Origin of the sequence: Cyanobium sp. Alchichica 3B3-8F6, from assembly GCF_024346435.1 — a bacterium.
Classification (GTDB): Bacteria; Cyanobacteriota; Cyanobacteriia; order PCC-6307; family Cyanobiaceae; genus Cyanobium_A.
On sequence record NZ_JAGQCZ010000003.1, the window covers coordinates 176,310 to 198,818 of the forward strand.

Sequence of the window (22,509 nt, forward strand, 5' to 3'; positions counted from 1 at the left end):
GGGCCTCAAGTTCACGCTTTGGATTGTTGATGCGCTCTTTTTTTGTTGCCGCCGCCGCCGCAGGTCTCTGCAGCACAGGTCTCCTGGCGGGCTCCTTGCCGGCCCAGGCGCAGACCTGTCAGTTCCTGGCCCCCGTTGGTGGCGATGGCGTCACCAACATCATCACCAAGACGATTGGGCCGGGCAATCCCTTTGGCCGCCCCAACTGGAACACCGATTTCTTCGTCACCCAGCCTTACGGCAGCTACAAGTTTTTCTTCACCGCCAACTCCTCGGTGAGTGCCACCTATCCGATTCAGGGATACCTGAAGTTCACCGATGGCTCCAGCCTGCAGGTGATCAACGAGTCGTTTGCACCCCAGGTGGGAACGGGTCGGATGTGGGGCCCCTTCCCGGCGATCCCCGGCAAGACCGTGAGCCAGCTCAACTTCAAGATCGGCGCCAGTGCCGATCAAGCCGCTACCGGCTTCACCTACCGCATCTCGACGATGGGCTGCAACTGATCGGGTTGCAACTGAGTGGGCTCGACCTGGGCATCCGGGTGGGCCTGCGCCAGCCGTGAGTGGGTGGCGATGGGAAACACCACCAGGGCCCAGGCCGCCAACACGCTGAGCTGGCTCGTCAGCCCCAGCTCGATGCTGGTGATGGCCACGATGCCGCCCAGGTAGAGAAACCACCACAGGCCCTGGCGCAGTTGCTGCCGATCAGCCAGAGCAAACAGGCTCGCCGGCACCAGCACGATCAGGCTGGCGCCGCGCAGGGCGCTGCTGCCGCACCAGCTGATCGCCCAGGTGGCCAGCACGAAGGCGGCGGGGCACCACAGGCGGGCACCGGGCAGGCGGTAGGCGCGGTGGGCCTGGGGCAGCTGCTTTCGCAAGGCGATCAGGCTCACCGGGCCCATGGCCAGGGCGATCACCAAGGTGGCCGTTAGGAAGCTCACCACGGTTTGCCAGCTGGGGCCGCTGAGCAGCATCAGCACCCCCATGGCCAAACTCACCAGCAGCGCCACCGAAGGTACGGCCTGACGGTTGAGTCGTCCGAGGCTGCCCGGCAGCAGCCCACAGCGCCCCATCATCCAGCCCACCCGGGCCGAGGCGCCCATGTAGGTCATGGCCGTGGCGCTGGGGGAGATCACCGCATCAAGCAGCAGCAGCCGCGCCACCCAGCCGAGGCCCAGGCCCATGGCCAGGGCCACCAGCGGTCCGCCATGGGCGCTGAGTTGCAGCCGGGCCCAGCCGCCAGTGAGCTGGTCGGGGGGAACGGACACCAGGAAGGCCAACTGCAGGATCACGTAGACGGCCAGGGACATGCCCAGGCCGAGAGCCATCGCCAGGGGCACGGTGCGCTGGGGCCGGCGGGCCTCGCCAGCCAGATCCATGGCGGTGCGGAATCCCAGCAGGGAAAACAGGATGCCGCCGCTGCTGATCGCCGTGACCATGCCCTGCAAGGTTTGGGCGGGGGCCTGGGGGATGGCGCGCAGGTTGCCCCAATGGCCCGAGGCCAGCATCAGTGTGATCGAGATCAGTAGGGGGATGGCCAGCTTCCAGGCCGTGAGCCCATCGATCCAGCGGGCCAACCAGCCCACGCCCGCCAGGTTGATCCAGGCCAGCACCATCAGCAGGGCCGTGGCCAGGGCCAGCCCTGGGCCGCTCAGCACCTGGCCGGCCCCGCCCTGGCTGGTGGTGGCCGCCACGGTGAGCCAGGGAAAGCTGCTGGCCAGGTATTGCAACACCGCCAGCACCTCGATGGTGGGCAGGGCCAGGTAGGCGATCCAGGCGCTCCAGCCGCCGATGAAGCCGGCGGTGCGGCCGTGGGTGAGCAGGGGGATTTGGGCCAGGGCGCCGGAACTGCTCACCAGGGAGCCCAGCTCGGCAAACACCAGGGCCAGGCTGAAGGCGAGCACGCCGCCCAAGAGCCAGGCGCCGAGGGCGGCCGGGCCGGCACTGCGGGCGGCATAGAAGGGGGCAAACAGCCAGCCCGAGCCGATGGTGCTGGTGACCACGGCCAGGGTGAGGCTGCGCAGGCCCAGCTGGCGGGAGAGTCCGGAGCTGGTCATCAACGGATCATCAAGTGATCATCCTCGACTGGGCAGGAGCAGTTGCCGCCAGAACGTCTCGGCCTCAGCGCCAAGGCTGCCGCCTGTGCCCTCGCCGGCCAAGGGGGTGGCATCCAGGTGGCTGATCGGCCGGCAGCCCAGGCTGTTGATCAACCAGGCCGCTTCGCAGCGGGCCAGATCCTGCTCCTGGATCGGCTGCTCCACCAGCAGGCTGCGATCGAGAGCCCGCTGCCGCATGACGCCCGGCAGGCAGCCATGGCTTAGCGGCGGCGTGATCCAGGTGCTGTTGCGGCGCACCAGCAGGTTGGCGGTGGTGCCGCAGCAGAGCCCGCCAGCGGTGCTGCGCAGCAGGGCGTCGTCGGCGCCGGCTTCGCGGGCCTGGCGGCGGGCCTGGATCGAGGGCCCGTAGGCGAAGCTCTTGCAACGGCTCAGCAGGCTGGTGGCGCTGCGCTCTTCGGTGGGGCTGACGATCACCCGCACCGGCTCAAAACACGGCTCGATGGCACTGAGCTGCAGCCAGAAGCTCGGGGTGCACGCACTGGGAATGGCGATCCCCCGGCTTCCCCCCCCGCCGGCGCCCCCGCTGCCCCGACTCCAGTTGAGCCGCAGGGCGCCACTCCTGATGCCACTGCCGATGCCACTGCGGCGGCTGGCTTCTGTGATCAGGGGTTTCACGATCGCCACGCCCGGTGGGGGCGGCAGGGCCAGCAGGGCAGCGGAGCGCTGCCAGCGATCGAGGTGCTCCTCCAGCAGCCAGGCGCGGCCCCCCTCCACCAGCAGCGTTTCAAACACGCCATCGGCCAGCAGCAGGCCCCGATCGCTGATCGGCAGCGCCAGATCTTCCGGCGGGCCCCAGCACCCTGGCCCCGAGGGGTCGGCCAGCCAGGCGATGGTCGCAGCTGGACTGCTCATGCCAGGGCCTCCAGCAGCGGTTGCAGCTTCCAACCCAGTTCTTCGGCTTCCCCGCCGGGATCGGAGTCGGCCACGATGCCGCAGCCGGCATGGGCCCGCAGCCGCTGGCCGCGCAGCAGCAGTGAGCGGATCAGGATGCTGCTGTCGAAGCTGCCATCGCTCCCCAACCGGAAGAGGGAGCCGCAGTAGGGCCCGCGGGGCACCGGCTCAAGGCCATGCAGCCGCTCACAGGCGCGGATCTTGGGGGCGCCGGTGATCGACCCCCCCGGCCAGCAGGCCCGCAGCAGGTCGATCGCGGCGAGCCCGGGCCGCAGCTGGCCCTGCACCACGGAGGTGAGGTGGTGCACCTGGCGGTAGCTCTCCAGACCCACCAGCTGGGGTACCTGGATCGAGCCCGGCACACACACCCGGCCCAGGTCGTTGCGCAGCAGATCGACGATCATCACGTTTTCGGCCCGGTCCTTGGGGCTGCAGACCAGGTCGGCGGCGGCATCCGCATCGGCCTCGGGGTCGCGGTGGCGCGGCCGGGTGCCCTTGATCGGCCGGGTTTCCACCAGCCCGGCCCCATCCACCCGCAGAAAGCGCTCCGGCGAGGCCGACAGCACCGCTTCTCCGGCCGCAGCGGCACCAGCGATCGCCAGGCCGCCAAAGGGTGCGGCGCAGGCGCGGCGCAGGCGGCTGTAGAGCACCAGGGGATCGGCGGCGCCCTCCAGCTGGTGTTCGCAGCAGGCGGTGAGGTTGGCCTGAAAGAGATCGCCGGCGGCGATCCAGCTGAGGATCTGCGCCACCTGCTCGGCGAACCGCTCGGGTGGGGTGTGCCAGTGCCAGGCCGTCGGGGGGATGGCTGCCAGTGGCGGGCCTGCCGGGGTGTGGGTGCCTGCCCCGTCCAGATCCAGGCCAGCCAGCAGCGCCGCAAAGGCGGCCAGCCGGGCTGGATCTTCGCCTTCGAGCCACTGCTCCCGGGCCTCGTGGTCGATCACCAGCACCGGGTCGTGGCGGGCGGCCCAGAGCAGGGCCATGTCGGGGTGATGCCAGTGGGAGGCCGGTTCCACCCAGGCCCCGGCTTCGTAGCTCAGCCAGCCCATCCAGTGGCCGCCGCCCTCGGCCAGGGCGGCCAACTCGGCAAAGGGATCCTCTGCCCCGGCCTGGCCCGGTAACCCTCGGCACACCCGTTGCTCCAGTGGTGCCAGGCCCAGGCGGCTGCAGCGGCCCTGGGGGCTGCCATCGCCATCGAGCCACACCAGCCCTTCGCTGCCCAGTGCCGCGGCCAGGGCCTGCACCAACGGCCAGGGCTCCCGCCAGGACAGGGGGTGGCGCTGGCTCATGGGGCCGTCGGGTGGCTGGCCAGGTCGGGTCGTCCGGCTTCGATCAGGGCGGCATCGCGGATGCGGCAGCTGTCGCACACGCCGCAGGGTTGCTCGCCGCCGGCGTAGCAGCTCCAGGTGGTCGCAATCGGCACCCCCAGCCGCAGGGCTTCCTGCACGATGCGCGTCTTGCTCCAGCTCACCAGCGGCGCACAGAGTTGGGCGCCGTGGCCTTCGCGACCGGCCTTGCTGGCCAGGTTGGCCAGGGTCTGGAAGGCGGCCAGGTAGTCGGGGCGGCAGTCGGGATAGCCGGAGTAGTCGACGGCGTTTACTCCCAGCACCAGCCGCTCGGCGCCGCGGGCTTCAGCCAGGCTCAGCCCCAGGGCGATGAACACAGTGTTGCGGCCCGGCACGTAGGTGCTGGGAATCACACCTGCCTCGACGCCATCGATGGGGATGGCCAGGGCTCCATCCGTGAGGGAAGAGCCGCCCCAGGCCGCCAGGTTGACGGCGATGGTGTGGTGTTCCTCGAGGCCCAGGGCGACGGCCAGCTCCGTGGCGGCTTCCAGTTCGCGGCGGTGGCGTTGGCCGTAATCGAAGGAGAGCCCGATCACGCGGTGGCCGGCCTCGCCCGCCAGGGCCGCGGCGGTGGCGGAATCCAAACCGCCGGAGAGCAGGGCGATGGCCAGGGGCGGAGTGGGCATGGTCACGGATGCGAAACGGCCAGGGCGAGGGTCTGGTTCGCGCGTCGCTCACAGAGGTTGTACAGATGTACATCTTCCCTGAGGCCAGCGGCGCTCAATCCCGCCACGATGGCGGCAGTGCAACCGCAAGGCCGCCATGGTGATGGGACTGGTTCGCCTCTCGGCGTTGTTGTCCACGGGCATGACGCTCCTGCTGGTTGGGGCCCCCGCAGGCGCCATCCCCAGGCTCGATCTCTCCAGCTACCCCAAGCCCGCCGCCGGCGATCGGCGTTGGGTGATCCAGCTGCCGGGGGTGTTGCGGCCCTCTGCGGATGCGGTGATGTCATCCAACCCCGCTGATTGGCGGGTGCAGCTGATCGTCGGCCAGATGGCCCTGGTGGATTGCAATCGTCAGGTGTTCGGCGGCAAGCTGCGCCCCGTGAAACCCGCCCAGAAGGGTGGCCCGGTGATCTACCGGGTCACGGATGTGGGGTCCCTGGCCTCCACCCGCATGGCCTGCCCACCGGATCAGTCCCGCCGCAGCGCGTTTGTGCCGATGGCTGGCCAGCCGTTTGTGGTGCCCTACAACGCCAGCCGTCCCATCGTGGTGGATGCGCCCCGGCCTTTGGAGTTGCGTTGGCGCCTGTGGAAGGCCGAAAGCCAGGAGCGCCCGGCGAGTCTGCAGTGATCAGCGAGTCGTGATCAGCGCAGCCCCAGCAGCTTGTGGCTTTGCAGGCTGAGCCGCCATTGGGGGTGCTGGCGCACGTAGTCGATCGCCAAGGTCTGGCCGTTGGCGGAGTCCCAGCCTGGTTGAAGCAGGAGCTGGGGGCTTGCGTTGCCGCCGCGGGCTGCTTGGGCTTGGGTGGCCATCGCTTCCGCGAAGTCCAGATCCTCCGGCCCGTGCACCACCACCTTCAACTCATCGCAGGCGGCCAGCAGCTCCGGCAGCGGCGGCCGGTGGGCCTTCGGCGAGAGGGTGACCCAGGCAAAGCGGCCGCTCAGCGGATCAACGCCACTGGTTTCCAAGTGCAGCGGCAGCCCTGCGGCAGCCAGCGCGTTGCACAGGGGTGCCAGATCGTGGTGCAGCGGTTCTCCGCCGGTGATCACCACAAAGGCGGCTCCGGTGATCGCGGCGGCCTGGGCTTCGGCAGCGAGTGCCGACAGGCGTCGCTGCGGGTGCACGTCCGCGGGCCAGGAGTGCTTGGTGTCGCACCAGCTGCAGCCCACGTTGCACCCGCCCAGCCGGATGAAGAAGGCGCTGCGGCCGGCGTGGAGGCCTTCCCCCTGCAGGGAGTGGAAGGTTTCCACCACGGGCAGGGTGCCCGTCATGCAACGGCGTTGGTGCTGGCGAGGGCTTCCTGGGGAGACCGCGGCAGCCGCTGCTGGGCGGCTTCGATCAGGCCACGGAAGAGCGGATGGGGCTTGCCCGGGCGGGAGAGGAATTCGGGGTGGTACTGGCAGGCGGTGAAGAAGGGGTGATCCTTGAGCTCGATCAGCTCCACCAGCCGGCCGTCTGGTGAGGTGCCGCTGATGGCGTACCCCGATTCCAGAAACAGGCTGCGGTAGGCGTTGTTGAACTCATAGCGATGGCGGTGGCGCTCGTACACCACTTCCTCGCCATAGAGGCTTTGGCCCAGGGTGCCTGCCGCCAAGCGGCAGGGGTAGACCCCGAGCCGCATCGTGCCGCCCAGGTCCACCACGTCCTGCTGCTCGGGCAGCAGGTGGATCACCGGGTGGGCCGTGTCGGGATCCAGTTCGGCGCTGGTGGCATCGGCCAGGCCCGCCTGGTTGCGGGCCCACTCGATCACGGCGCACTGCATGCCAAGGCACAGGCCTAGAAACGGCACCCGCTGCTCGCGCGCCCAGCGGATCGCGGCCACCTTGCCGTCGACGCCGCGGTTGCCAAAGCCGCCGGGCACCACCACCGCATCCATGCCCGCCAGCAGTGCTTCGGCGCCCTGGGTTTCGATCTGTTCGGCGCAGATCCAGTGCAGATCGAGGGAGGCATCCCGATCCAGGCAGGCGTGGCGCAGGGCCTCCACCACCGAGAGGTAGGCGTCGTTGAGCTGCACGTATTTGCCCACCAGGGCCACCTTCACGGCCGGGCCCGGGTGCCGCAGCTTGGTGACCAGCTCCTGCCAGCGGGCCATGTCACTTTCAGCGTTGCTGAGCTGCAGCACGTCGAGCACCTCGCGGCAGAGGCCCTCCTGCTCCATGGCCAGCGGCACGGCGTAGATGCTGTCGGCATCGAGGGCCTGGATCACCGCCCGTTCGGGGACGCCGCAGAAGCCGCCGATCTTGCGCCGCAGCTCCTCACTCACCGGCCGGTCGCTGCGGCACACCAGCACATCTGGCTGGATGCCGATCGAGCGCAGCTCCTTCACCGAGTGCTGGGTGGGCTTGGTTTTCAGTTCGCCCGAGGTGCCAATGAAGGGCAGCAGGGTGACGTGCACGTAGGCCAGGTCGTGGCGCCCCACATCGCCCCGGAATTCCCGGATCGCCTCCAGAAACGGCAGCGATTCGATGTCGCCCACCGTGCCGCCGATCTCCCCGATCACCACGTCGGCGCCCGAGTTGGCAGCGACCCGCTGGATGCGCTCGCGGATCTCGCCGGTGATGTGGGGAATCACCTGCACGGTGCCGCCGTTGTAGTCGCCACGGCGCTCCTTGTTGATCACCGACTGGTAGATCGAACCGGTGGTCACGCTGTTGAGACGCGACATGGCCGTGTCGGTAAAGCGCTCGTAATGGCCTAGGTCGAGGTCGGTCTCGGCGCCGTCTTCGGTGACGAACACCTCACCGTGCTGGTAGGGGCTCATCGTGCCCGGATCCACGTTCAGATACGGGTCAAGCTTGAGGATCGAGACGCTGTAACCGCGGCTCTTGAGCAGCCGCCCAAGGCTCGCGGCCACGATGCCCTTGCCGATGCTCGACACCACACCGCCGGTGACGAAGACGAACTTGCTCATATCCCTAGACCGATCCCTCAATGTACCGGGCGTTCCAAGGCTCCCTTGCGCCTGCGGGGCTGGCTGGGTTCGGCGGTCACGCCCGCTGCGCGGGCAACACCGCGCTCACCGCAGCCAGACCCCGCAGGAGCCGGGGGAGGGCTTGGGCCCGCTCAGCCCTGGAGGCTTTCGCTCGGCGGAAGCCAGACGCCCAATCGGCACTCCGTCAACCCTCCAGCAAGCTGCGCAGCATCCAGGCGGTCTTCTCGTGAATCTGCAGCCGCTGCGTGAGCAGGTCGGCGGTGGGCTGGTCGTTGGCCGCGTCGGCGGTAACCATCACGCTGCGGATCGTGCGGGCCACGGCCTCATGGCCCAGCACCAGCTCGCGCACCATCTCCAGGGCGGCTGGGATGCCCTGGGTTTCGGGGATGGAGGAGAGCTGGCCGTAGGTGGCGCCGCCGAAGGGTGCCGGGCAGCCCAGGGCGCGGATGCGTTCGGCGATGGCGTCGAGGGCCATCCACAGCTCGGTGTACTGCTCCATGAACATCAGGTGCAGGGTGTTGAACATCGGCCCGGTGACGTTCCAGTGGAAGCCGTGGGTCTTGGCGTAGAGCACGGTGGAATCGGCCAGCACCCGGCCTAGCCCCTCGGCGATCTGCAGGCGCTGGGGCTCGGGGATGCCGATGTCAATCGGGGGTGCGGTGTTGGCCATGGCGGCTTATCCGTAGTGACTTCGTTTTAGCCCGGTTTGGCTGGTTTAGTCGAGGCTGCCCAGGTAATCCTTCACCCGGCAGCGGTTCTGGGGCTGACGCAGCTTCAGCAGGGCCCGCGATTCGATCTGGCGCACCCGCTCCCGGGACAGGTGCAGGGCTTCTCCGATTTCCGTCAGGGTGCGGGGTGTGTCGTCCTCCAGGCCAAACCGCTGGCGGATCACTTCGGCCTCACGGCTGTTCAGCTCCTCCAGCAGGGCTGTGAGGTCGTTGTGGAGTTGCTCGCGGGCCAGCTCCTGCTCCGGTGTGCTGTGGCTGTCCTCCAGCAGATCGCCCAACTCCGTGTCCTGGTCCTTTCCCACTCGCCCTTCCAGGGAGACGGGGCGGGGCACCTGCAGCAGGGTCTGGCGTACCGCTGCTTCGCTGAGTTCCAGATCCCGGGCGATCTCGGCCACGGTTGGGGTGCGGCCGAGGCGGGCAGTGAGCTCCCGCTGGGTGCGCTTGATCCGGTTGAGCTTCTCGGTGATGTGCACCGGTAGCCGGATCGTGCGGCTCTGGCTGGCGATGGCCCGGGTGATCCCCTGGCGTATCCACCAGTAGGCGTAGGTGCTGAAGCGAAACCCGCGGGTTGGGTCGTAGCGCTCCACGGCCCGCTCCAGCCCGAGGGTGCCTTCCTGCACCAGATCCAGCAGTTCCAGGCCGCGACGCTGGTACTTCTTGGCCACCGCCACCACCAGTCGCAGGTTGGCCTGGATCATCCGCTCCTTGGCCCGCTTGCCGCGGTGCAAGGCCTGGCGCCGTTCGCCTGCAGCCAGCTCGGGCTCAGCTCCCTCCTGCAGAAGTCGCTCGCGCCGCTGCACCAGGCGAGCCAGGGTGAGCTCCTCCTCCTGGCTCAGCAGGTCAACCCGGCCGATGTCCTGGAGATAGAGCCGCACCAGGTCGGTGATGGCGGGGGTGTTGGGCAACCGCAACGGTCGGTGGTTGCTTCACCGTTGCCCGCATGGGGGCGGAGGCGTTGATTCCCCCGATTTGTTTTGGTTTTCAGCCAGCTTCCTCGTCCACCCAGGTGCTGGCCACGTGCAGCTCCTCCAGCTGCTTGCCAGACACCCCGGCCGGAGCCTGGGTCATCAGGCAGCGGGCTTGCTGGGTTTTCGGGAAGGCGATGGTGTCGCGGATCGACTCCTCGCCGGCCAGCAGCATCACGATCCGGTCCACGCCGAAGGCCAGGCCGCCGTGGGGCGGGGCGCCCATGTCGAGGGCGTCCATCAGGAAGCCGAACTGTTGGTTGGCTTCTTCGAGGGGCAGGCCGATGGTTTGCAGCACCTGGCGCTGCAGGGCCGAATCGTGGATGCGCAGGGAGCCGCCGCCCAGCTCCAGGCCGTTGAGCACTAGGTCGTAGGCCTGGGCGCGGGCCGTGGGCAGGGTGGTGGCCCAGGCGGCCGGGTCGTTGCTGAGATCGTCTGCGTTGGGGGCGCAGAAGGGGTGGTGCAGGGCCTCGAGGCGGTTCTCGTCTGAGTTGAACTCAAACATCGGGAAATCCACCACCCAGAGAAAGTTCCAGCTGTCGTTGTCGCGGTCGGGCTTCACCAGGCCCAGCTCGCGGGCCAGAAACTGGCGCACCCGATCGAGGGCCTTGTTCACCGTGGCGGTGTCGCCGGCGCCGAACAGCAGCAGGGTGCCGGGCTCGGCCCCGGTGCGGGCCAGCAGTTCGGCCTTCTTGGCGTCTGTGAGGTTGTCCTTGATGGCGCCGATGGTGTCGATCTCGCCGCCCTCGCGCACGCGGATGAAGGCCAGCCCACCGGCACCGGCCTTCTGGGCCTCGCTGAACACATCGCCGCCGGGCTTGATGCGCACGTTGCTGATGGCGTCATTGCCGCCGGGCACGGCGATGCACTTCACCGAGCCACCGGCGGCCACCGCACCGCTGAACACCTTGAAGCCCATGTCGGCCACCAGGTCGGAGACATCGGAGAGTTCCAGTCCGTAGCGGGTGTCGGGCCGGTCGGTGCCATAGCGCGCCATGGCCTCGTGCCAGGTGAGGCGCGGGAAGGGGCGGGGCAGTTCCACACCCCTCACGCTTTTCCAGATGCTGGCGATCAGGGCTTCGTTGAGCTTCAGGATCTCCTCCTGGCCCATGAAGCTCATCTCGATGTCCAGCTGGGTGAATTCCGGCTGGCGATCGGCGCGCAGGTCTTCGTCGCGAAAGCAGCGGGCCACCTGGTAGTAGCGCTCGATGCCGCCCACCATCAGCAGCTGCTTGAACAGCTGGGGCGACTGGGGTAGGGCGAACCACTCGCCGCCGCACACCCGGGATGGCACCAGGTAGTCGCGGGCGCCTTCGGGGGTGGAGCGGGTGAGAACCGGCGTTTCCACCTCGATGAAGCCCTGGTCTTCCAGGAAGCGGCGGGCGGCTTGAATCGTCTGGGCGCGCAGGCGCAGGTTGCCGTTCATGCGCTCGCGGCGCAGATCGAGATAGCGGTGGCGCAGCCGCAGCTCTTCGCGGGTGTTCTCCTCGTCGTGCACCGACACGGGGAAGGGCAGGTTGCCCTTCACGGCATTGAGCACGGTGATGGCGCTGGCCAGCACCTCGATGCGGCCGGTGGCCAGCTTGTCGTTGATGGCGTCGGCGGGGCGCTCGCGCACCGTGCCCTGCACCTGGATCACCGTTTCATTGCGCAGGTGCTCGGCCACGGCAAACATCGCAGCGCCGTTGTCCGGGTCGACGGTGATCTGCACGGTGCCGCTGCGGTCGCGCAGGTCGATGAAGATCACGCCGCCGTGGTCACGGCTGCGGTCCACCCAGCCGCAGAGCTGAACGGCCTGGCCGCTGGCGTCGTGGCGCAGGTCGCCGCATCCGTGGCTGCGCATCTGGGATCGGGTCTGGGATTCGCGATTGTCCCATCTGAGGGCTCCCCAGCAGCTCAGATGGGTGGACCGTCCTGAAGTCCGTACAGGCTGTACAGAATTGGCGACAGCTGAATGTTTAGCGCCGGTAAAAGGGCCGCTTCACCACCAGGGCTGGCTCGGCCTTGCCGCGGATCTCCACCGCCAGCTCGGTGCCCGGCTTAGCCAGCTCGGCGGGCACCAGGGCCAAAGCGATGCCCGCTTCCAGGCTCGGCGACCAGCCGCCACTGGTGACCGTGCCGAGCGGCGTGGTTCCCGCAGCGGCCGCGGCGGCCAGCACCGGGTAGCCATGGCGGGGGATGGCGCGGCCCTGCAGCTTCAGGCCCACCAGTCGGCGCTTCACGCCCTCGGTGGTCTGGCGCTCCAGCACTGCGCGGCCAATGAAAGGCTTGGGCATCTCCAGGTGCACCAGCCAGCCCAGCCCCACGTCCAGGGGTGTGGTGGTGGCATCCATGTCGGCGCCGTAGAGGTGCATGGCTGCCTCCAGGCGCAGGGTGTCCCGGGCACCGAGGCCGCAGGGGGTGACGCCGCTGTCCAGGAACCGCTGCCAGAGGGCTAGGCCCGCCGGGCGGGGCAGCAGCAGCTCTAAGCCGTCCTCGCCGGTGTAGCCGGTGCGGCCCACAAAAGCCGTTCCGATCCCTGGCAGATCGAGGTTGCGGTGGCCGAAGCGGGGTAGGCCAGCAAGGCTGGTGCCTGCCAGCGCTTCCAGCCGGCCTGCCGCCTCCGGCCCCTGTAGGGCCAGCAGCACCCCATCGCCCTTGTGGTCGGCCACCGTGATGCCCTGGGGTTCCAGCTGGCTGCGGATCCAGGCCGTGTCGGCCTCGGCGCAGGCGGCGTTGATCACCACCAAGAGCGCGTCGGTGTCGGCGATCCGGCCTTGGTCGTAAACGATCAGGTCGTCGCGGATGCCGCCCTGCGCATTGAGCAGCACCGTGTAGCAGGCTTCACCGGGGCCGATGCGGAAGAGGTCGCTGGGCACCAAGGCCTGCAGGGCATCCTTGGCGCCATCGCCCCGCAGGCTGAGCACGCCCATGTGGGAGATGTCGAACACCCCGCACTGGCGTCGAACGGCGTGGTGTTCGGCCACCAGGCCGGTGAACTGCACGGCCATCTCCCAGCCGGCGAAGGGCACCATCCGGCCGCCAGCCGCCGTGGCGGCGTCATATAGGGGAGTGTGCTGGAGGCCCATGGGGCGGATCCTATGCAGCCATGGCGGGAATCCAGAAGGAACTCGGAAGATTCGGTTTTCCGGCTACCCGGAGGCGGCAGTCGTCCATACCTTGAGAGACCCAAGTCCTGCCTGGATGGGTTCGCGCCCTTGCTGCCGTAGCTGCCGCCACTGCGCTCCTCCCACGGGGGGGGAGTTTGGCTGGTGCCAGCTGCGGCGGTTGCCGATCCATCCCGAGTTGGCGGCAGAACTCTGGTGTCATCACTGGACCGCCCGTCCGCCGCGGTTGCCCGTGATGGCCGCGCCAGCTTCTGGAGGAGGAGCGTCAGCGCAGCCGAACCAGCAGCTCAGCCTCGAGTCGGCACTGGCAGAAAGCTGAAGCAAATGTGAAGCTTGCTTCAAGTGGCCGGCTTTTGTAGGGCAAGTCTGGGCACTGCGAGGCGGCTAGGTTGTATTAAGGAGGCAAATGTTTTGAAGGGGGTGACGGGCGTGGTGGCATCTCCGGCAATCAATACGTCGATCGAGCTGATGGCAGCTCAGGTGGATTGCGAGGTTCTCACCCTCCCCACCGGCGCCAAGGTGTTTTCCCGGGGCAACCGAGCTGATGCCATCTACGGCGTGCGGCGCGGCATCATCGAAGTGATTAGCGAAGCCGGGGACAAGCTCTGCTACCGGCCCGGTGAGCTGTGCAGCTACCAGGACATCGTGTGGCGCGATGGCATCTACCGCAACGACGCCCTGGCCCGCACGCCGGTGGAACTTATGCGGCTCGATCGGCTGCGCTTCCTCAACTTGTTGCACAACCACCCCACCCTGGCGGTGCTGCTGATCAGCCAGCAGCATGAGCGCCTGCGGGAGCAACGCACCAGCGGCACCTGTTGTTACTGAAGGCCCTTTCGGCTCAGCGATCCAGCAAGAACATCAGGCTGCGCACCACCTTGGCCGCTAGCACGCTGCTCACCCCGGTGGGATCCAGCTGGGGCGCTAGCTCCACCACGTCGGCGGCCACCAGGTTGTGGTGGCGCAGCTCTTCCACCAGGGCGGCGAAATCCCGCCAGAGGAAGCCGCCAGGCTCGGGGGTGCCGGTGCCGGCCATCACCGCCGGATCAAACCAATCCAGATCCACGGTGAGGTAGAGAGGCTGGCCGCGCAGGGGCTTCAGGGCTTCGGCCATCCGCTCGATCGCCACCAGGCGGCCCGTCTGGCGCAGTTCGCTGAATTCTTCGCGGGTGCCGCTGCGGATGGCGATCTGCAGAAGCTGCTGGCTGGGTAGCACCTCCAGGCAGCGGCGCATGGCGCAGGCGTGGCTGTGGTGGGCGCCGAGCCACTCGTGGCGCAGGTCGGCGTGGGCATCGAGTTGCACCAGCACCAGATCCGGGTGCTCGGCCGCCACGGCCGCCACCGCTCCCGAGCTGATCGAGTGCTCGCCGCCGAGCATCAGCGGCTTGAGGCCCAGGGCCAGCACAGCCTCGGTGGCCTGCTTCACGGCCGCCACCACCGGCTCAGGTGCGCCGAAGGGGATCTCCACGGCGCCTAGATCAGCGATGGCGAGCTCCTCCAGATCGCGATCGAGTTGGGGGCAGTAGCTCTCCAGGCCGCTGCTCACCTCGCGGATCGCGCCCGGCCCGAAGCGGGTGCCGGGGCGGAAGGAGGTGGTGCCGTCGTAGGGCACGCCAAACAGGCCCACCCGGCAGCCGGCGGGATCGCGCTGGCTGCCCATGTAGATGGCGCCGTCGGTGTCGAAAAGGTCGTTCATGCGTTCAGCTCGCGCTCGATGGCGGCGGGGATGGCGTCGAAGGCACCGCGCTGCCAGCGCGGGCTCCAGATCTCACAGCCACTGGCCACGGCCGCGGCGCGGGCGGGATCCGGCTGCAGATAGCGACGGCCGCCTGTGGCGGCGAACGTCCAGCTCCACCAGCCGCTCGGATACATCGGCACCCAGCCATACATGGGATCGGCGTGGCCGAACACCTCGCGGATCAGCTTCACCGTGTCGATGTGCACCTGGCGAAAGGCCTCGGGGGATTCGCTCTGGGTGGCGAACACGCCGCCGGGCTTAAGGATGCGGCGGCATTGCTCAAAGAAGGCCCGGTTGAACAGGCCTTCGGCCGGGCCAGCCGGATCGGAGCCATCGACGATCACCACGTCGTAGCTGGCGTCGGCGGCGCCTGCGGCCCAGGCGATGCCGTCGCCCACGGTGAGGTGGAAGCGGGGGTCGTTCCAGCAGCCACCGCCGATGCTCGGCAGGTGCTGCTGGCTCCACTCCACCACCAGGCCGTCGATCTCCACCAGGTCGAGGTGCTGCACGCTGGCGTGGCGCAGGCACTCGCGGGCGGTGCCGCCATCGCCGCCACCGATCACCAGCACCCGCTCGATGCTCGCCGTGCTGCAGAGGGCCGGATGCACGATCGCCTCGTGGTAGTGCCGCTCCTGCCGCTCAGCCGTCATCCAGCAGCCATCGAGCAGCAGCCCCTTGCCGTAGCGCTCGCTGTCGATGATCGTGACGCGCTGGAAGGGTGACTGGGCTTCGGCGATCACCTGGCCGGCCAAGCCGTAGCGCACGCCGTCGAAGATCTCGTCGATCCAGCCCATGGCTCAGGGATTGCAACCTCCAGCCTTGCGCATCGCCGGTGTGTTGCCCGTGACAGGCTCAGGCCATGGCCCCAGCGCGCCCCAGTGACGACCTGCAGGTGACCCCGGCGGTGCGGATCCCGGCGGCGGAGCTGGCCTGGCGCTTTTCGCGCTCCTCCGGGCCCGGCGGCCAGAACGTGAACACCACCGATTCCCGCGTGGAGCTGGTGTTTGACCTGATGGCCTCCCGGGCGTTGCCGCCTGTGTTGCAGGCCCGTGCCCTGCGGCGGCTGGAGGACAAGCTGGTGGATGGGGCTGTGGTGATCGCCGCCAGTGAGCACCGCTCCCAGTGGCAAAACCGGGTGGCGGCCCAGCGGCGCCTGGTGGAGCTGCTGCAGGAAGCGCTCAAGCCGCCGCCGCCGCCGCGGCGACCCACCAAGCCCACCCGGGGTTCCAAGGAGCGGCGCCTGGCGGCCAAGAAACAGCGCAGTGCCATCAAGAGTCAGCGCAGCAGCCGGGTCGTGCTGCCGGAAGATTGAGGTGTCGGTGGCGTTGTCCCTGATCTGTACAGCCTGTACAGCTCTTGTGAGGGTGTTGTTGCGAGGGGTCAGCAGCCTGGCTGATGCGAGTTTTCAGCCCGGATCTGGGCCTTGGCCTGCTGCCACAACCCCTCCAGCTCGCCGATGCTGCGGCCCTGCAGCTCGCCGCCCAGGGCTGCCTCCACGCGGGAGAAGCGATCGAGGAAGCGGCGGTTGGTGCCGGCCAGGCCGGCCTCGGGGTCGAGACTGCACCAGCGGGCCACGTTCACCAGGGTGAACAGCACGTCGCCCAGCTCTTCCTGGGCATGGGCCCGATCGCCGCTGGTCATCGCTTCCGCTACGGCCTCCTTGAGCTCGTCGAGCTCCTCGTGCACTTTCTCCCACACACCTGTGATGTCGTCCCATTCGAAGCCGGCCGCGGCGGCTTTTTTGGAGATGGTCATGGCGCCGGCCAGGGCGGGCTGGCCGCGCACCTTGCCCGCCAGGCGATCGCTGAGGGGGCTGGCTGAGGGGGCATGGCTTTCGCCTTCGGCCCACTCGGCCCGTTCCTGCTGCTCCTCGGCCTTGATCGCCTCCCAGTGGGCCCGCACTGCTGCGCTGTCGGCCGCCTCGACCTCGCCGAACACATGGGGGTGGCGGCGCACCAGCTTGGCGTTCAGCCCCTGGGCAATTTGCGCGAGATCAAAGCGACCTTCCTCACTGGCGATCTGGGCGTGCAGCACCACCTGCAGCAGCAGGTCGCCCAGCTCCTCGGCCAGGTGCGTGTCGTCGCCGTGGCGGATCGCATCGGCCACCTCGTGGGCTTCCTCCAGCACGTAGGGCGCCAGAGAGGCGTGGGTCTGCTCCAGGTCCCAGGGGCAGCCACCTTCGGGATCGCGCAGCTGGGCCACCACGCCGATCAGCTCGGCGAGGGCTGCCAGGCTTGGATCGGCACGGTTTGGATTGGCACGGCTTGGATCGGTCGGGGCGCTCATCGGACGCGGCCGCGTGGTCGGCGCCACCTTCGCAGCAGCCGCGGTGTTTTGGGCATGGGATCACCGTCCTGGATCAGGTGCAGCCAGCTGCTGGCCTCCAGACCCACCAGCGCCGCCAGCACCAGGGGGCGTTGCTCGCGCCAGAGCGCTTCGCCCGCGGCCAGGAGCTGTTGCGGTGGCGGACCCCCCAGGGGCTGCAGCAGCAGGCAGATCGCCAGCGACGCCCCCAGCAGGTAGCTCAGTCGCCCGGCGGTGCCCAGCAGAGGACTGTGAGACAGCAGCGACCGGTGGCGCAGCAGGCGCCGGTAGGGCCACCACAGCAGCCGTAGCGGCCCCCAGCGCTGGGTGGGGTTGGAGCGGGTGTCGAGGTCGGGGGAGAGCAGCAGACCGCCCAGCAGGAAGGCTCCTCCGGCGGCGGCAACACCGGCCAGCCCCAGCCAAGGCCACCACAGGGCCCCGAAGGGCAGCGCCAGGATCCAGGTGGCGCGGTCGTGGCTGCGGCCGCTGGCCATCGCTCAGGGCCCCGCTGCCGCCAGCTTCAGCACCCGCGCTGCGGGCGGGCCGACGGGCCGCAGTCGTTCGCCGCTGCCATCACCGGCGCGCCAGCGCCGGTTGATCCAGTAGTACTGCTCGGCATAGCCCTGGATCCACGGTTCATGCCAGCGGGCTAGGGCGGCCATCTGGGCGGCGAGGGCCGTTGGGCCGCTGCCAGGCCAGAGGGGCGCCCCGAAGATCAAGCGGAAGCGGCCGTTGTCTTCGCGAACTTGGGCCACGGGAAACAGGGGACAACCTGATTTCTGGGATAGGGACGCTGGCCCCTTGGCGAAGAAGGTGGAAAGTCCCAGGAAATCGACCTGCAGCTCACTGCTGGGGCTGTAGAGGTCGGTCATCGTGACCAGGCTGCCGCCGCTGCGCAGCCAGCGGAACATGGCTTTGACGTTGCCTTGAGGGATCCAGTCGCAGTTGCTGTTGGCGCTGCGGGCCTGGTTGAGCAGGCGGTCGCTGTAGGGGTTGCGGGCGGGCCGGTAGATCACCGACAGGGTGTCAATCTGTTGACTCAGCCATCGCAGTCCAATATCCCAGCAGCCCAGATGCAAGGAGCCGATGATCACTCCCTGGCCTTGGCGGTGCAGACGCAACAGCTCCTCGAGGCCCTCTCCTTCAGCGCTGATCCGTGCGCTGTCGACAGGTTGGATGATCGATTCCAGGCAGGATAGAAAAAAGCTATCAATTGAGCGCTGCGCAATCAATTGGCGCTGGCGCATGCTGAGTTGATCGCCGTAGACGCGCTTGAGGTTCTCGATTGCTGTGGCATGGCGGTGAACGAGCCAGGGCCTGGCCAGGCGATGGGCCAGCGCAATCCCACGGATCATTGTGCGGTGGGAGCGCCCGCTCAGCACCACCAACAGCAGCTGCACAGCAAGGGCCTCCATTTGCCAGCGCAGCTTTCGCTGGAGCTGGACAGGCCGAGGCGAGCGTCTGGCCATGAATTGGGGACCGGGCCGATATTGGGGTGTAGTTTGCCTTCTGCGCGCGATTAGCTCAGCGGTAGAGCGCCTGCCTTACAAGCAGGATGTCGCTGGTTCGAACCCGGCATCGCGCATCTCAGGCAGGGCCTTGAAAATCTCCCGAAAGCCGCTTGTGCACCGGCTTTCGGGGTTCCAGCGTGTGGTTGGCTCTGCACGGGCATGCCAGGCTTGGAGGGCAACCTTCTCACATACCTTCTCACGTTCCTCCTCACATGGCTGCCCCCCTTGCCTGGGAGACGGTGCTGCGTGCGGGGGTGTCTCACTCCTTGTCTCGCCTCGGTTGTCGGCGTGGCTGGAGTGTCGCCAACCATCGCGGCCTGGTCCGACTGAACATCACGGCTAACGCCGGCGGCGGACATCGCCGCCAGCTGCTGCTGCCCATTCCCTGGGATGGGGACCATGTGGATGAAGTGCGGGATGCGGTGGTGGCCCTGCATTCGGCGTTTCAGGACGGCGAGGATCTTGAAGACGCTTTAATCAGGCTCTACCCAGGTCAGGCGCCGCTGGCTTCCACCGATAGGGCTTCCTCGTTCAGTCTGCGGCAGATCCCGCCAAGAGCCTCGCCTGGTCTGCCCTTGTGGAGCTCTACCGCGATCACAAACTCTGCAGTGGTGAGGTCAAAACCGCCACATGGGAGCGGATGTACCGGCCTCGGATGGGCCTGATGGTGGAGCTGTTGGCCGATCGTTCCAGTGGCGGGTCAGCTGATGCCGACGCGTTATTGCGACTGACGGCGGCGCAGTGGGCAGAGCGGCCTGGCTGCCGTACACGCCAGCTGCAGGTGCAGTACACCGCTGCGCTGCTGCGTTGGCTGGTGCAGCAGGGGGCACTCAGCCAGGAGTGGAGTCCTCCCCAGGATCTCAGCCCCTACATCGGCCGATCCCGTCAGCAGCGCATGGTCACCACGCCGATGGCTGTGGAGCACATCCTGGCGATGGTTCAAGCGATCCCAGATCAGCGCTGGCGTCTTTGTTTCCAGTTGATCGCTGCCTATGGCTTACGGCCCGAGGAGATCCAGCACCTGGAGCTCAGGCAGGGACGCCTTTGGTGCCTCTACGAAAAAGTGGCAGCTCGCGGTAAGACGAAGCCCAGGCCGCTGCGGCTGCTTCCTTGCGACCAGTGGTCAGCGGCCTGGAACCTGGAGGCCTCGTTCTCAGCAGATCGCCTGCCCCCGATGCGTCCCGGCCATGGTGCTCAGGACATCAGCCAGTACCTGCGGCGTCGCTCCCTCTGGATGGAGCTCAAGCGCGACTACGAAGCTCAGGGCGAAAAGCTGGTGCTCTACTCCTGCCGGCACGGCTACGCCCACCGGGCCCACGTGATCTGTGACCTGCCGCCCAAGGTCGTGGCCGCGGCGATGGGCCACAGCGTGCAGACCCACCTGGCGGCCTACAGCCGCTGGTGCGGGGATGACGTGGTGGATGACGCCTTCGCCAAGGCGGAGCAGCGTTTTCTGGTGGCATAAGGAACACCTCCTCCGCTTTGGCGAAGGCCCGGGCCGCATCCGGCTTAGCCCTGAGGGTTGCTTACGGCTCTTTCCCACGATTCAGACTGCACCGAAGAGCTGGGCCGGTTTGTTCATGGCGCATCGCGTGTTGGCCGAGATCGCAGTGAGCATCTCGGAGCACAAGAAGAACCCCATGGCCACCGTGGCTGCGGGAGATGGGATGGCCGTCGCGGTGCTCAACCGCAACGAGCCAGCGTTCTATTGCGTGCCGGCTAAGGCCTACGAGGAACTGATGGACCTGGTGGAAGACCTGGAGCTGAACCGTCTCACTGACTCGCGTCTGGCGGACGGACAGGAGCCAGTGCGGGTCAGCCTTGATGCCCTCTGAGACCGGCTTTCCTCTGCAGGCCCTGCAACGGATTGGCGACTTATTGCAGTGCTGGCCTCATTCCGAGGGCAGCCGCGGCTTGCTGCATCCGCCCATCGAAGCTGGCCAGATGGGTGCAGCGGCTGTGCAGCGCCACCGCCAGATGCAAGGCGTCACCCGCCCGGAGACCCATGGCCGAATCCTGGAGCAGCTCGGCGGCCTGGTGAAAGCGCTCGCGATCGAGGGAACGAAGTTCCACTCCGCCCTTCAGCAGGCGCTCGAACTGCTCCCCAGCGGCCTGGCGTGCTTCAGAACTGAGGCCGTGATGGCGCTGCTTGATTCCCAGGGCGCTGTGGGTTTCGGTGATCAGCCAGTCGCTGCTGATCAAGGTTTCGCGCGATTGCCCAAACCAGTCGAGCGCTTGCGCACTGCGTTCTTCTGGGGTCAGCAGAGCCACCACCACGCTGGTGTCGAGATAGATCATCGATGGCTCAGCGTCACCAGCGTTCACCGCCGCGGCATTCCTCGGTCACTGAAGGGGTGAGAGGCATGGTTGACTGAAGCTGGCGCAGATCAGCGGCCAGGGCAGAGCGATCCAGCTTGCGCAGAGGCTCCAGGCTCAGGCGGCCATCAGCTCCAACGACGATGTCGATCTGATCGCCTTCCTGCAGTCCGGCCTGACGCAGGCAATCGGCCGGGAGCCTGACCGCCAGGCTGTTCCCCCATCGGCGGATCGCCTGCGGGAAGTGCTGGCAGGCGTCAGCTGAGCGATCTTGAGGCCTGGACTGTGTCAAGGAACGCCCTCGGCCGTTCACGGCCACTCGTAGAGACATGACTCTACGTCCGCTTCGTGGCTGTCAGTGCTGCAGATGCCGCCGGCTCCAGCCGGTGATGGTGGCCTCCACGTTCTCGAGGTGCCACTGCAGGGGGCCCCGGCCCTGGGTGCAGCCCCAACGCCTGTAGTGCTTGCCGGGGGTGAGCACCCCCCGCAGCCGCAGCTGGCGGAGGGTTTCGCGGCTCATGCCCAGGGCAGCGCAGGCTTCTGCTGTCGTGACCCAGACCCGCTGGCGCGATGAGGTTGTCGGCGTCTCCATCAGCCTCCTGCCGGTTGAGCGCGGAAGCGCTGGAGGGTCTCGATCAACCAGGAGCGGCGGTAGCTCTTGACCTGGCGTGGGGCACCGTCAACGAACTGTTGGCGGCAAGGGGGCTCTTCGCCGAACTCCTGGCGGTAGGCCCTGGCCACGAGCTTGCCGGCAGCGCAGAACTGGTTGCGCGGCAGCGCTTGCTGGAACACCTCCAGCCAGGCATCTCCCAGGGTGAGCTCTTGGTCAGTCGGGGCGCCGGGCAGCAGTCCCGAACTCGCGGTGAGCACGTTGCTGCGCACGATGTCCTTGAACAGGAGTTGATCGCGTTGATCGAGGCCGCCCAGTTGCTCGAACAGGGTGATGCTGCGTTCCACCAGCGCGATCACCTCGACCTCTCGCAGCCGGGGCGGGGGCGATTCCACCGGCGCCGGTTGAGCCTGCTGGAGACTCTCCAGGAACCAGCCATCCATCCACACCGCGAACGGTGCGCTGATCCACCGGGCCAGGTCGACAGCTACCTGGGGGTGAATCCAGGTTTCGCCCCCATCAACACCTCCGGCGCGGGACTCGATCAAAGCGTGGACCGAAATTCGGGCTTCGGTCGAAAGGGCTTCCAAATATTCGTTAGCCCGGTCCGACTCGCGGTATTTGGTCCACCGCTTGCCGTTGGCTCGGCACATTGCCGTGGCGTTGACGTAGCCGTCGGTGCTGCGTCGCTGGATCGGTGTGCCATTCCAGGAAAGGGAGATCAGGGACTGGGATGCCATCGGAGCGGAAGGAGTCGGCGTAGATGAATTCGGAGCTGATTGATTCATCGGTCTGAAAGCGGTGTGATGGGGGGAACCTCACCGGCGTCAGTGCCGGCATCGGAGCGAAAGACGGAGTTGGGGCTGGCCAGCGGCTGCGGCGGCACGGGCCCGGCGAGCACGAACAGCAGGGTGCTGAGCTGAAACAGCAGTCCGAGCACAACCAGCAGGCGCAGGGCGGTGAGGCTGCTGGCCGTGACGGCCACGGTGGTGGGCCGGCGGGTGCGGCAGAAGGCAGGCAGCTGGGGACCGGGCCGGTGAAGGGGCCTGCCCCTCCAGGCCCCGGCGTTCTGGTCCTGTCGATCGAGGGGCATCAGAACAACTCCTCGTCGTCGTCCTCGCCATCCGCCGACTGTCCCGCGTCAAGCCCCTTGGCCGACGCTTTGCATCAATAAGATGTTACCCATTCTCATTGACACCTGGTAACACTGCCTTCTCCTCTGGTTCTGCCTCTGCTTGAGCCTTGGGTTGTGGTTCCAGCATTTGTTCCATCTCCCGCTCGATCC

Annotated in this window: 26 protein-coding genes and 1 tRNA gene; 7 read left to right on the top strand and 20 right to left on the bottom strand. The window is 67.8% G+C overall.

Annotated elements, in window-relative coordinates:
• Positions 1–29 precede the first annotated feature (29 nt).
• On the top strand, positions 30–503 hold the full coding sequence (locus tag KBY65_RS04175; RefSeq protein ID WP_255000610.1) for a hypothetical protein: 474 nt from the start codon (positions 30–32) through the stop codon (positions 501–503).
• Here KBY65_RS04175 and KBY65_RS04180 read toward each other — a convergent pair.
• The 4 genes from KBY65_RS04180 to queC are packed head-to-tail and all read right to left on the bottom strand — an operon-like array spanning position 473 to position 4,976.
• On the bottom strand, positions 473–2,056 hold the full coding sequence (locus tag KBY65_RS04180) for an APC family permease (protein ID WP_255000611.1): 1,584 nt from the start codon (positions 2,054–2,056) through the stop codon (positions 473–475). The genes KBY65_RS04175 and KBY65_RS04180 overlap by 31 nt on opposite strands.
• 18 nt (positions 2,057–2,074) lie before the next feature.
• On the bottom strand, positions 2,075–2,968 hold the full coding sequence (locus KBY65_RS04185) for an aminotransferase class IV (RefSeq protein WP_255000613.1): 894 nt from the start codon (positions 2,966–2,968) through the stop codon (positions 2,075–2,077).
• On the bottom strand, positions 2,965–4,293 hold the full coding sequence (locus KBY65_RS04190; protein ID WP_094558890.1) for an anthranilate synthase component I family protein: 1,329 nt from the start codon (positions 4,291–4,293) through the stop codon (positions 2,965–2,967). Before KBY65_RS04190 ends, KBY65_RS04185 begins: the two co-directional genes overlap by 4 nt.
• Positions 4,290–4,976: a 7-cyano-7-deazaguanine synthase QueC gene (gene queC, locus KBY65_RS04195; protein WP_255000615.1), complete on the bottom strand. Its 687-nt coding sequence runs from the start codon at positions 4,974–4,976 to the stop codon at positions 4,290–4,292. The genes KBY65_RS04190 and queC overlap by 4 nt, the downstream gene beginning before the upstream one ends.
• Before the next feature lie 136 nt (positions 4,977–5,112).
• Between queC and KBY65_RS04200 the strand changes: the two genes are divergently transcribed.
• Positions 5,113–5,643 carry an ecotin family protein gene (locus KBY65_RS04200; RefSeq protein WP_255000617.1) on the top strand — a complete coding sequence of 177 codons (531 nt, stop codon included), beginning with the start codon at positions 5,113–5,115 and terminating at the stop codon, positions 5,641–5,643.
• Between the two features lie 14 nt (positions 5,644–5,657).
• Here KBY65_RS04200 and KBY65_RS04205 read toward each other — a convergent pair whose 3' ends face one another.
• The 6 genes from KBY65_RS04205 to gcvT form a co-directional block, all read right to left on the bottom strand.
• The gene (locus KBY65_RS04205; RefSeq protein ID WP_255000618.1) at positions 5,658–6,284 is read right to left on the bottom strand and encodes a 7-carboxy-7-deazaguanine synthase QueE; all 627 of its coding nucleotides are present in this window, start codon (positions 6,282–6,284) and stop codon (positions 5,658–5,660) included.
• On the bottom strand, positions 6,281–7,924 hold the full coding sequence (locus tag KBY65_RS04210; protein WP_255000620.1) for a CTP synthase: 1,644 nt from the start codon (positions 7,922–7,924) through the stop codon (positions 6,281–6,283). The genes KBY65_RS04205 and KBY65_RS04210 overlap by 4 nt, the downstream gene beginning before the upstream one ends.
• A 205-nt stretch (positions 7,925–8,129) precedes the next feature.
• Positions 8,130–8,615, bottom strand: a complete 486-nt coding sequence (locus tag KBY65_RS04215; RefSeq protein WP_094558886.1) for a Dps family protein — start codon at positions 8,613–8,615, stop codon at positions 8,130–8,132.
• A 45-nt stretch (positions 8,616–8,660) separates the two neighbouring features.
• Positions 8,661–9,578 carry an RNA polymerase sigma factor, RpoD/SigA family gene (locus tag KBY65_RS04220; RefSeq protein WP_315860032.1) on the bottom strand — a complete coding sequence of 306 codons (918 nt, stop codon included), beginning with the start codon at positions 9,576–9,578 and terminating at the stop codon, positions 8,661–8,663.
• Positions 9,579–9,654: 76 nt separating this feature from the next.
• Complete coding sequence (aspS, locus tag KBY65_RS04225) at positions 9,655–11,481, bottom strand: aspartate--tRNA ligase (protein ID WP_094558884.1); 1,827 nt, start codon at positions 11,479–11,481, stop codon at positions 9,655–9,657.
• A gap of 115 nt (positions 11,482–11,596) precedes the next feature.
• Positions 11,597–12,706 (bottom strand): glycine cleavage system aminomethyltransferase GcvT, encoded by a 1,110-nt coding sequence (gene gcvT / locus KBY65_RS04230; protein ID WP_094558883.1) that lies wholly within the window; start codon positions 12,704–12,706, stop codon positions 11,597–11,599.
• 459 nt (positions 12,707–13,165) lie between these two features.
• On the opposite strand from gcvT, the gene KBY65_RS04240 reads away from it, so the two are divergent.
• Complete coding sequence (locus KBY65_RS04240; RefSeq protein ID WP_255000642.1) at positions 13,166–13,573, top strand: Crp/Fnr family transcriptional regulator; 408 nt, start codon at positions 13,166–13,168, stop codon at positions 13,571–13,573.
• Between the two features lie 13 nt (positions 13,574–13,586).
• On the opposite strand, the gene speB is transcribed toward KBY65_RS04240, so the two are convergent.
• Entirely contained in the window at positions 13,587–14,441 is an 855-nt protein-coding gene (speB, locus tag KBY65_RS04245; protein WP_255000624.1) for an agmatinase, read from the bottom strand.
• A complete protein-coding gene (gene speE, locus KBY65_RS04250) occupies positions 14,438–15,277 on the bottom strand; it encodes a polyamine aminopropyltransferase (protein ID WP_255000626.1) in 840 nt (279 codons plus the stop codon). The genes speB and speE overlap by 4 nt, the downstream gene beginning before the upstream one ends.
• A gap of 65 nt (positions 15,278–15,342) precedes the next feature.
• Between speE and arfB the strand changes: the two genes are divergently transcribed.
• On the top strand, positions 15,343–15,795 hold the full coding sequence (gene arfB, locus KBY65_RS04255) for an alternative ribosome rescue aminoacyl-tRNA hydrolase ArfB (RefSeq protein ID WP_255000627.1): 453 nt from the start codon (positions 15,343–15,345) through the stop codon (positions 15,793–15,795).
• Between the two features lie 68 nt (positions 15,796–15,863).
• On the opposite strand, the gene mazG is transcribed toward arfB, so the two are convergent.
• From mazG to KBY65_RS04270, 3 genes are read right to left on the bottom strand one after another with little or no spacing between them, the layout of a single operon-like run.
• A complete protein-coding gene (gene mazG / locus KBY65_RS04260) occupies positions 15,864–16,769 on the bottom strand; it encodes a nucleoside triphosphate pyrophosphohydrolase (RefSeq protein ID WP_255000628.1) in 906 nt (301 codons plus the stop codon).
• Complete coding sequence (locus KBY65_RS04265; protein WP_255000629.1) at positions 16,766–17,281, bottom strand: DUF2227 family putative metal-binding protein; 516 nt, start codon at positions 17,279–17,281, stop codon at positions 16,766–16,768. The genes mazG and KBY65_RS04265 overlap by 4 nt, the downstream gene beginning before the upstream one ends.
• A 3-nt stretch (positions 17,282–17,284) precedes the next feature.
• The gene (locus KBY65_RS04270; protein WP_158217010.1) at positions 17,285–18,202 is read right to left on the bottom strand and encodes a lysophospholipid acyltransferase family protein; all 918 of its coding nucleotides are present in this window, start codon (positions 18,200–18,202) and stop codon (positions 17,285–17,287) included.
• 98 nt (positions 18,203–18,300) lie between these two features.
• Here KBY65_RS04270 and KBY65_RS04275 point away from each other — a divergent pair.
• The 3 genes from KBY65_RS04275 (at position 18,301) to KBY65_RS04285 (ending at position 20,133) form a co-directional block, all read left to right on the top strand.
• Positions 18,301–18,372, top strand: a tRNA-Val gene (locus KBY65_RS04275).
• Positions 18,373–18,875: 503 nt separating this feature from the next.
• Complete coding sequence (locus tag KBY65_RS04280) at positions 18,876–19,763, top strand: hypothetical protein (RefSeq protein WP_094558874.1); 888 nt, start codon at positions 18,876–18,878, stop codon at positions 19,761–19,763.
• A 115-nt stretch (positions 19,764–19,878) separates the two neighbouring features.
• Complete coding sequence (locus KBY65_RS04285; RefSeq protein ID WP_094558873.1) at positions 19,879–20,133, top strand: type II toxin-antitoxin system Phd/YefM family antitoxin; 255 nt, start codon at positions 19,879–19,881, stop codon at positions 20,131–20,133.
• A 40-nt stretch (positions 20,134–20,173) separates the two neighbouring features.
• Here the strand turns inward: KBY65_RS04285 and KBY65_RS04290 are convergent, their stop codons facing one another.
• Genes KBY65_RS04290 through KBY65_RS04310 form a run of 5 tightly spaced genes read right to left on the bottom strand, consistent with a single transcriptional unit; the run spans position 20,174 to position 22,317 of the window.
• A complete protein-coding gene (locus KBY65_RS04290) occupies positions 20,174–20,596 on the bottom strand; it encodes a type II toxin-antitoxin system VapC family toxin (RefSeq protein WP_094559192.1) in 423 nt (140 codons plus the stop codon).
• 13 nt (positions 20,597–20,609) lie between these two features.
• A complete protein-coding gene (locus KBY65_RS04295) occupies positions 20,610–20,945 on the bottom strand; it encodes an AbrB/MazE/SpoVT family DNA-binding domain-containing protein (RefSeq protein ID WP_094558872.1) in 336 nt (111 codons plus the stop codon).
• Between the two features lie 24 nt (positions 20,946–20,969).
• Positions 20,970–21,206: a helix-turn-helix domain-containing protein gene (locus KBY65_RS04300; RefSeq protein ID WP_143592814.1), complete on the bottom strand. Its 237-nt coding sequence runs from the start codon at positions 21,204–21,206 to the stop codon at positions 20,970–20,972.
• Complete coding sequence (locus KBY65_RS04305) at positions 21,206–21,964, bottom strand: KilA-N domain-containing protein (protein WP_158217009.1); 759 nt, start codon at positions 21,962–21,964, stop codon at positions 21,206–21,208. The genes KBY65_RS04300 and KBY65_RS04305 overlap by 1 nt, the downstream gene beginning before the upstream one ends.
• Positions 21,965–22,008: 44 nt before the next feature.
• Positions 22,009–22,317 (bottom strand): hypothetical protein, encoded by a 309-nt coding sequence (locus tag KBY65_RS04310; protein WP_094558870.1) that lies wholly within the window; start codon positions 22,315–22,317, stop codon positions 22,009–22,011.
• Positions 22,318–22,509 lie beyond the last annotated feature (192 nt).

Coding starts and splice junctions, on each gene's coding strand:
- KBY65_RS04305 (WP_158217009.1), bottom strand. CDS start 21,964: ATGGCATCCCAGTCCCTGATCTCCCTTTCCTGGAATGGCACACCGATC.
- speE (WP_255000626.1), bottom strand. CDS start 15,277: ATGGGCTGGATCGACGAGATCTTCGACGGCGTGCGCTACGGCTTGGCC.
- KBY65_RS04295 (WP_094558872.1), bottom strand. CDS start 20,945: ATGTCTCTACGAGTGGCCGTGAACGGCCGAGGGCGTTCCTTGACACAG.
- gcvT (WP_094558883.1), bottom strand. CDS start 12,706: ATGGGCCTCCAGCACACTCCCCTATATGACGCCGCCACGGCGGCTGGC.
- KBY65_RS04205 (WP_255000618.1), bottom strand. CDS start 6,284: ATGACGGGCACCCTGCCCGTGGTGGAAACCTTCCACTCCCTGCAGGGG.
- KBY65_RS04175 (WP_255000610.1), top strand. CDS start 30: ATGCGCTCTTTTTTTGTTGCCGCCGCCGCCGCAGGTCTCTGCAGCACA.
- KBY65_RS04265 (WP_255000629.1), bottom strand. CDS start 17,281: ATGGCCAGCGGCCGCAGCCACGACCGCGCCACCTGGATCCTGGCGCTG.
- KBY65_RS04270 (WP_158217010.1), bottom strand. CDS start 18,202: ATGGAGGCCCTTGCTGTGCAGCTGCTGTTGGTGGTGCTGAGCGGGCGC.
- KBY65_RS04290 (WP_094559192.1), bottom strand. CDS start 20,596: ATGATCTATCTCGACACCAGCGTGGTGGTGGCTCTGCTGACCCCAGAA.
- KBY65_RS04190 (WP_094558890.1), bottom strand. CDS start 4,293: ATGAGCCAGCGCCACCCCCTGTCCTGGCGGGAGCCCTGGCCGTTGGTG.
- KBY65_RS04300 (WP_143592814.1), bottom strand. CDS start 21,206: ATGGAGACGCCGACAACCTCATCGCGCCAGCGGGTCTGGGTCACGACA.
- KBY65_RS04200 (WP_255000617.1), top strand. CDS start 5,113: ATGGTGATGGGACTGGTTCGCCTCTCGGCGTTGTTGTCCACGGGCATG.
- arfB (WP_255000627.1), top strand. CDS start 15,343: ATGGCCCCAGCGCGCCCCAGTGACGACCTGCAGGTGACCCCGGCGGTG.
- KBY65_RS04310 (WP_094558870.1), bottom strand. CDS start 22,317: ATGCCCCTCGATCGACAGGACCAGAACGCCGGGGCCTGGAGGGGCAGG.
- KBY65_RS04180 (WP_255000611.1), bottom strand. CDS start 2,056: ATGACCAGCTCCGGACTCTCCCGCCAGCTGGGCCTGCGCAGCCTCACC.
- KBY65_RS04210 (WP_255000620.1), bottom strand. CDS start 7,924: ATGAGCAAGTTCGTCTTCGTCACCGGCGGTGTGGTGTCGAGCATCGGC.
- KBY65_RS04185 (WP_255000613.1), bottom strand. CDS start 2,968: ATGAGCAGTCCAGCTGCGACCATCGCCTGGCTGGCCGACCCCTCGGGG.
- aspS (WP_094558884.1), bottom strand. CDS start 11,481: ATGCGCAGCCACGGATGCGGCGACCTGCGCCACGACGCCAGCGGCCAG.
- speB (WP_255000624.1), bottom strand. CDS start 14,441: ATGAACGACCTTTTCGACACCGACGGCGCCATCTACATGGGCAGCCAG.
- queC (WP_255000615.1), bottom strand. CDS start 4,976: ATGCCCACTCCGCCCCTGGCCATCGCCCTGCTCTCCGGCGGTTTGGAT.
- KBY65_RS04285 (WP_094558873.1), top strand. CDS start 19,879: ATGGCGCATCGCGTGTTGGCCGAGATCGCAGTGAGCATCTCGGAGCAC.
- mazG (WP_255000628.1), bottom strand. CDS start 16,769: ATGAGCGCCCCGACCGATCCAAGCCGTGCCAATCCAAACCGTGCCGAT.
- KBY65_RS04215 (WP_094558886.1), bottom strand. CDS start 8,615: ATGGCCAACACCGCACCCCCGATTGACATCGGCATCCCCGAGCCCCAG.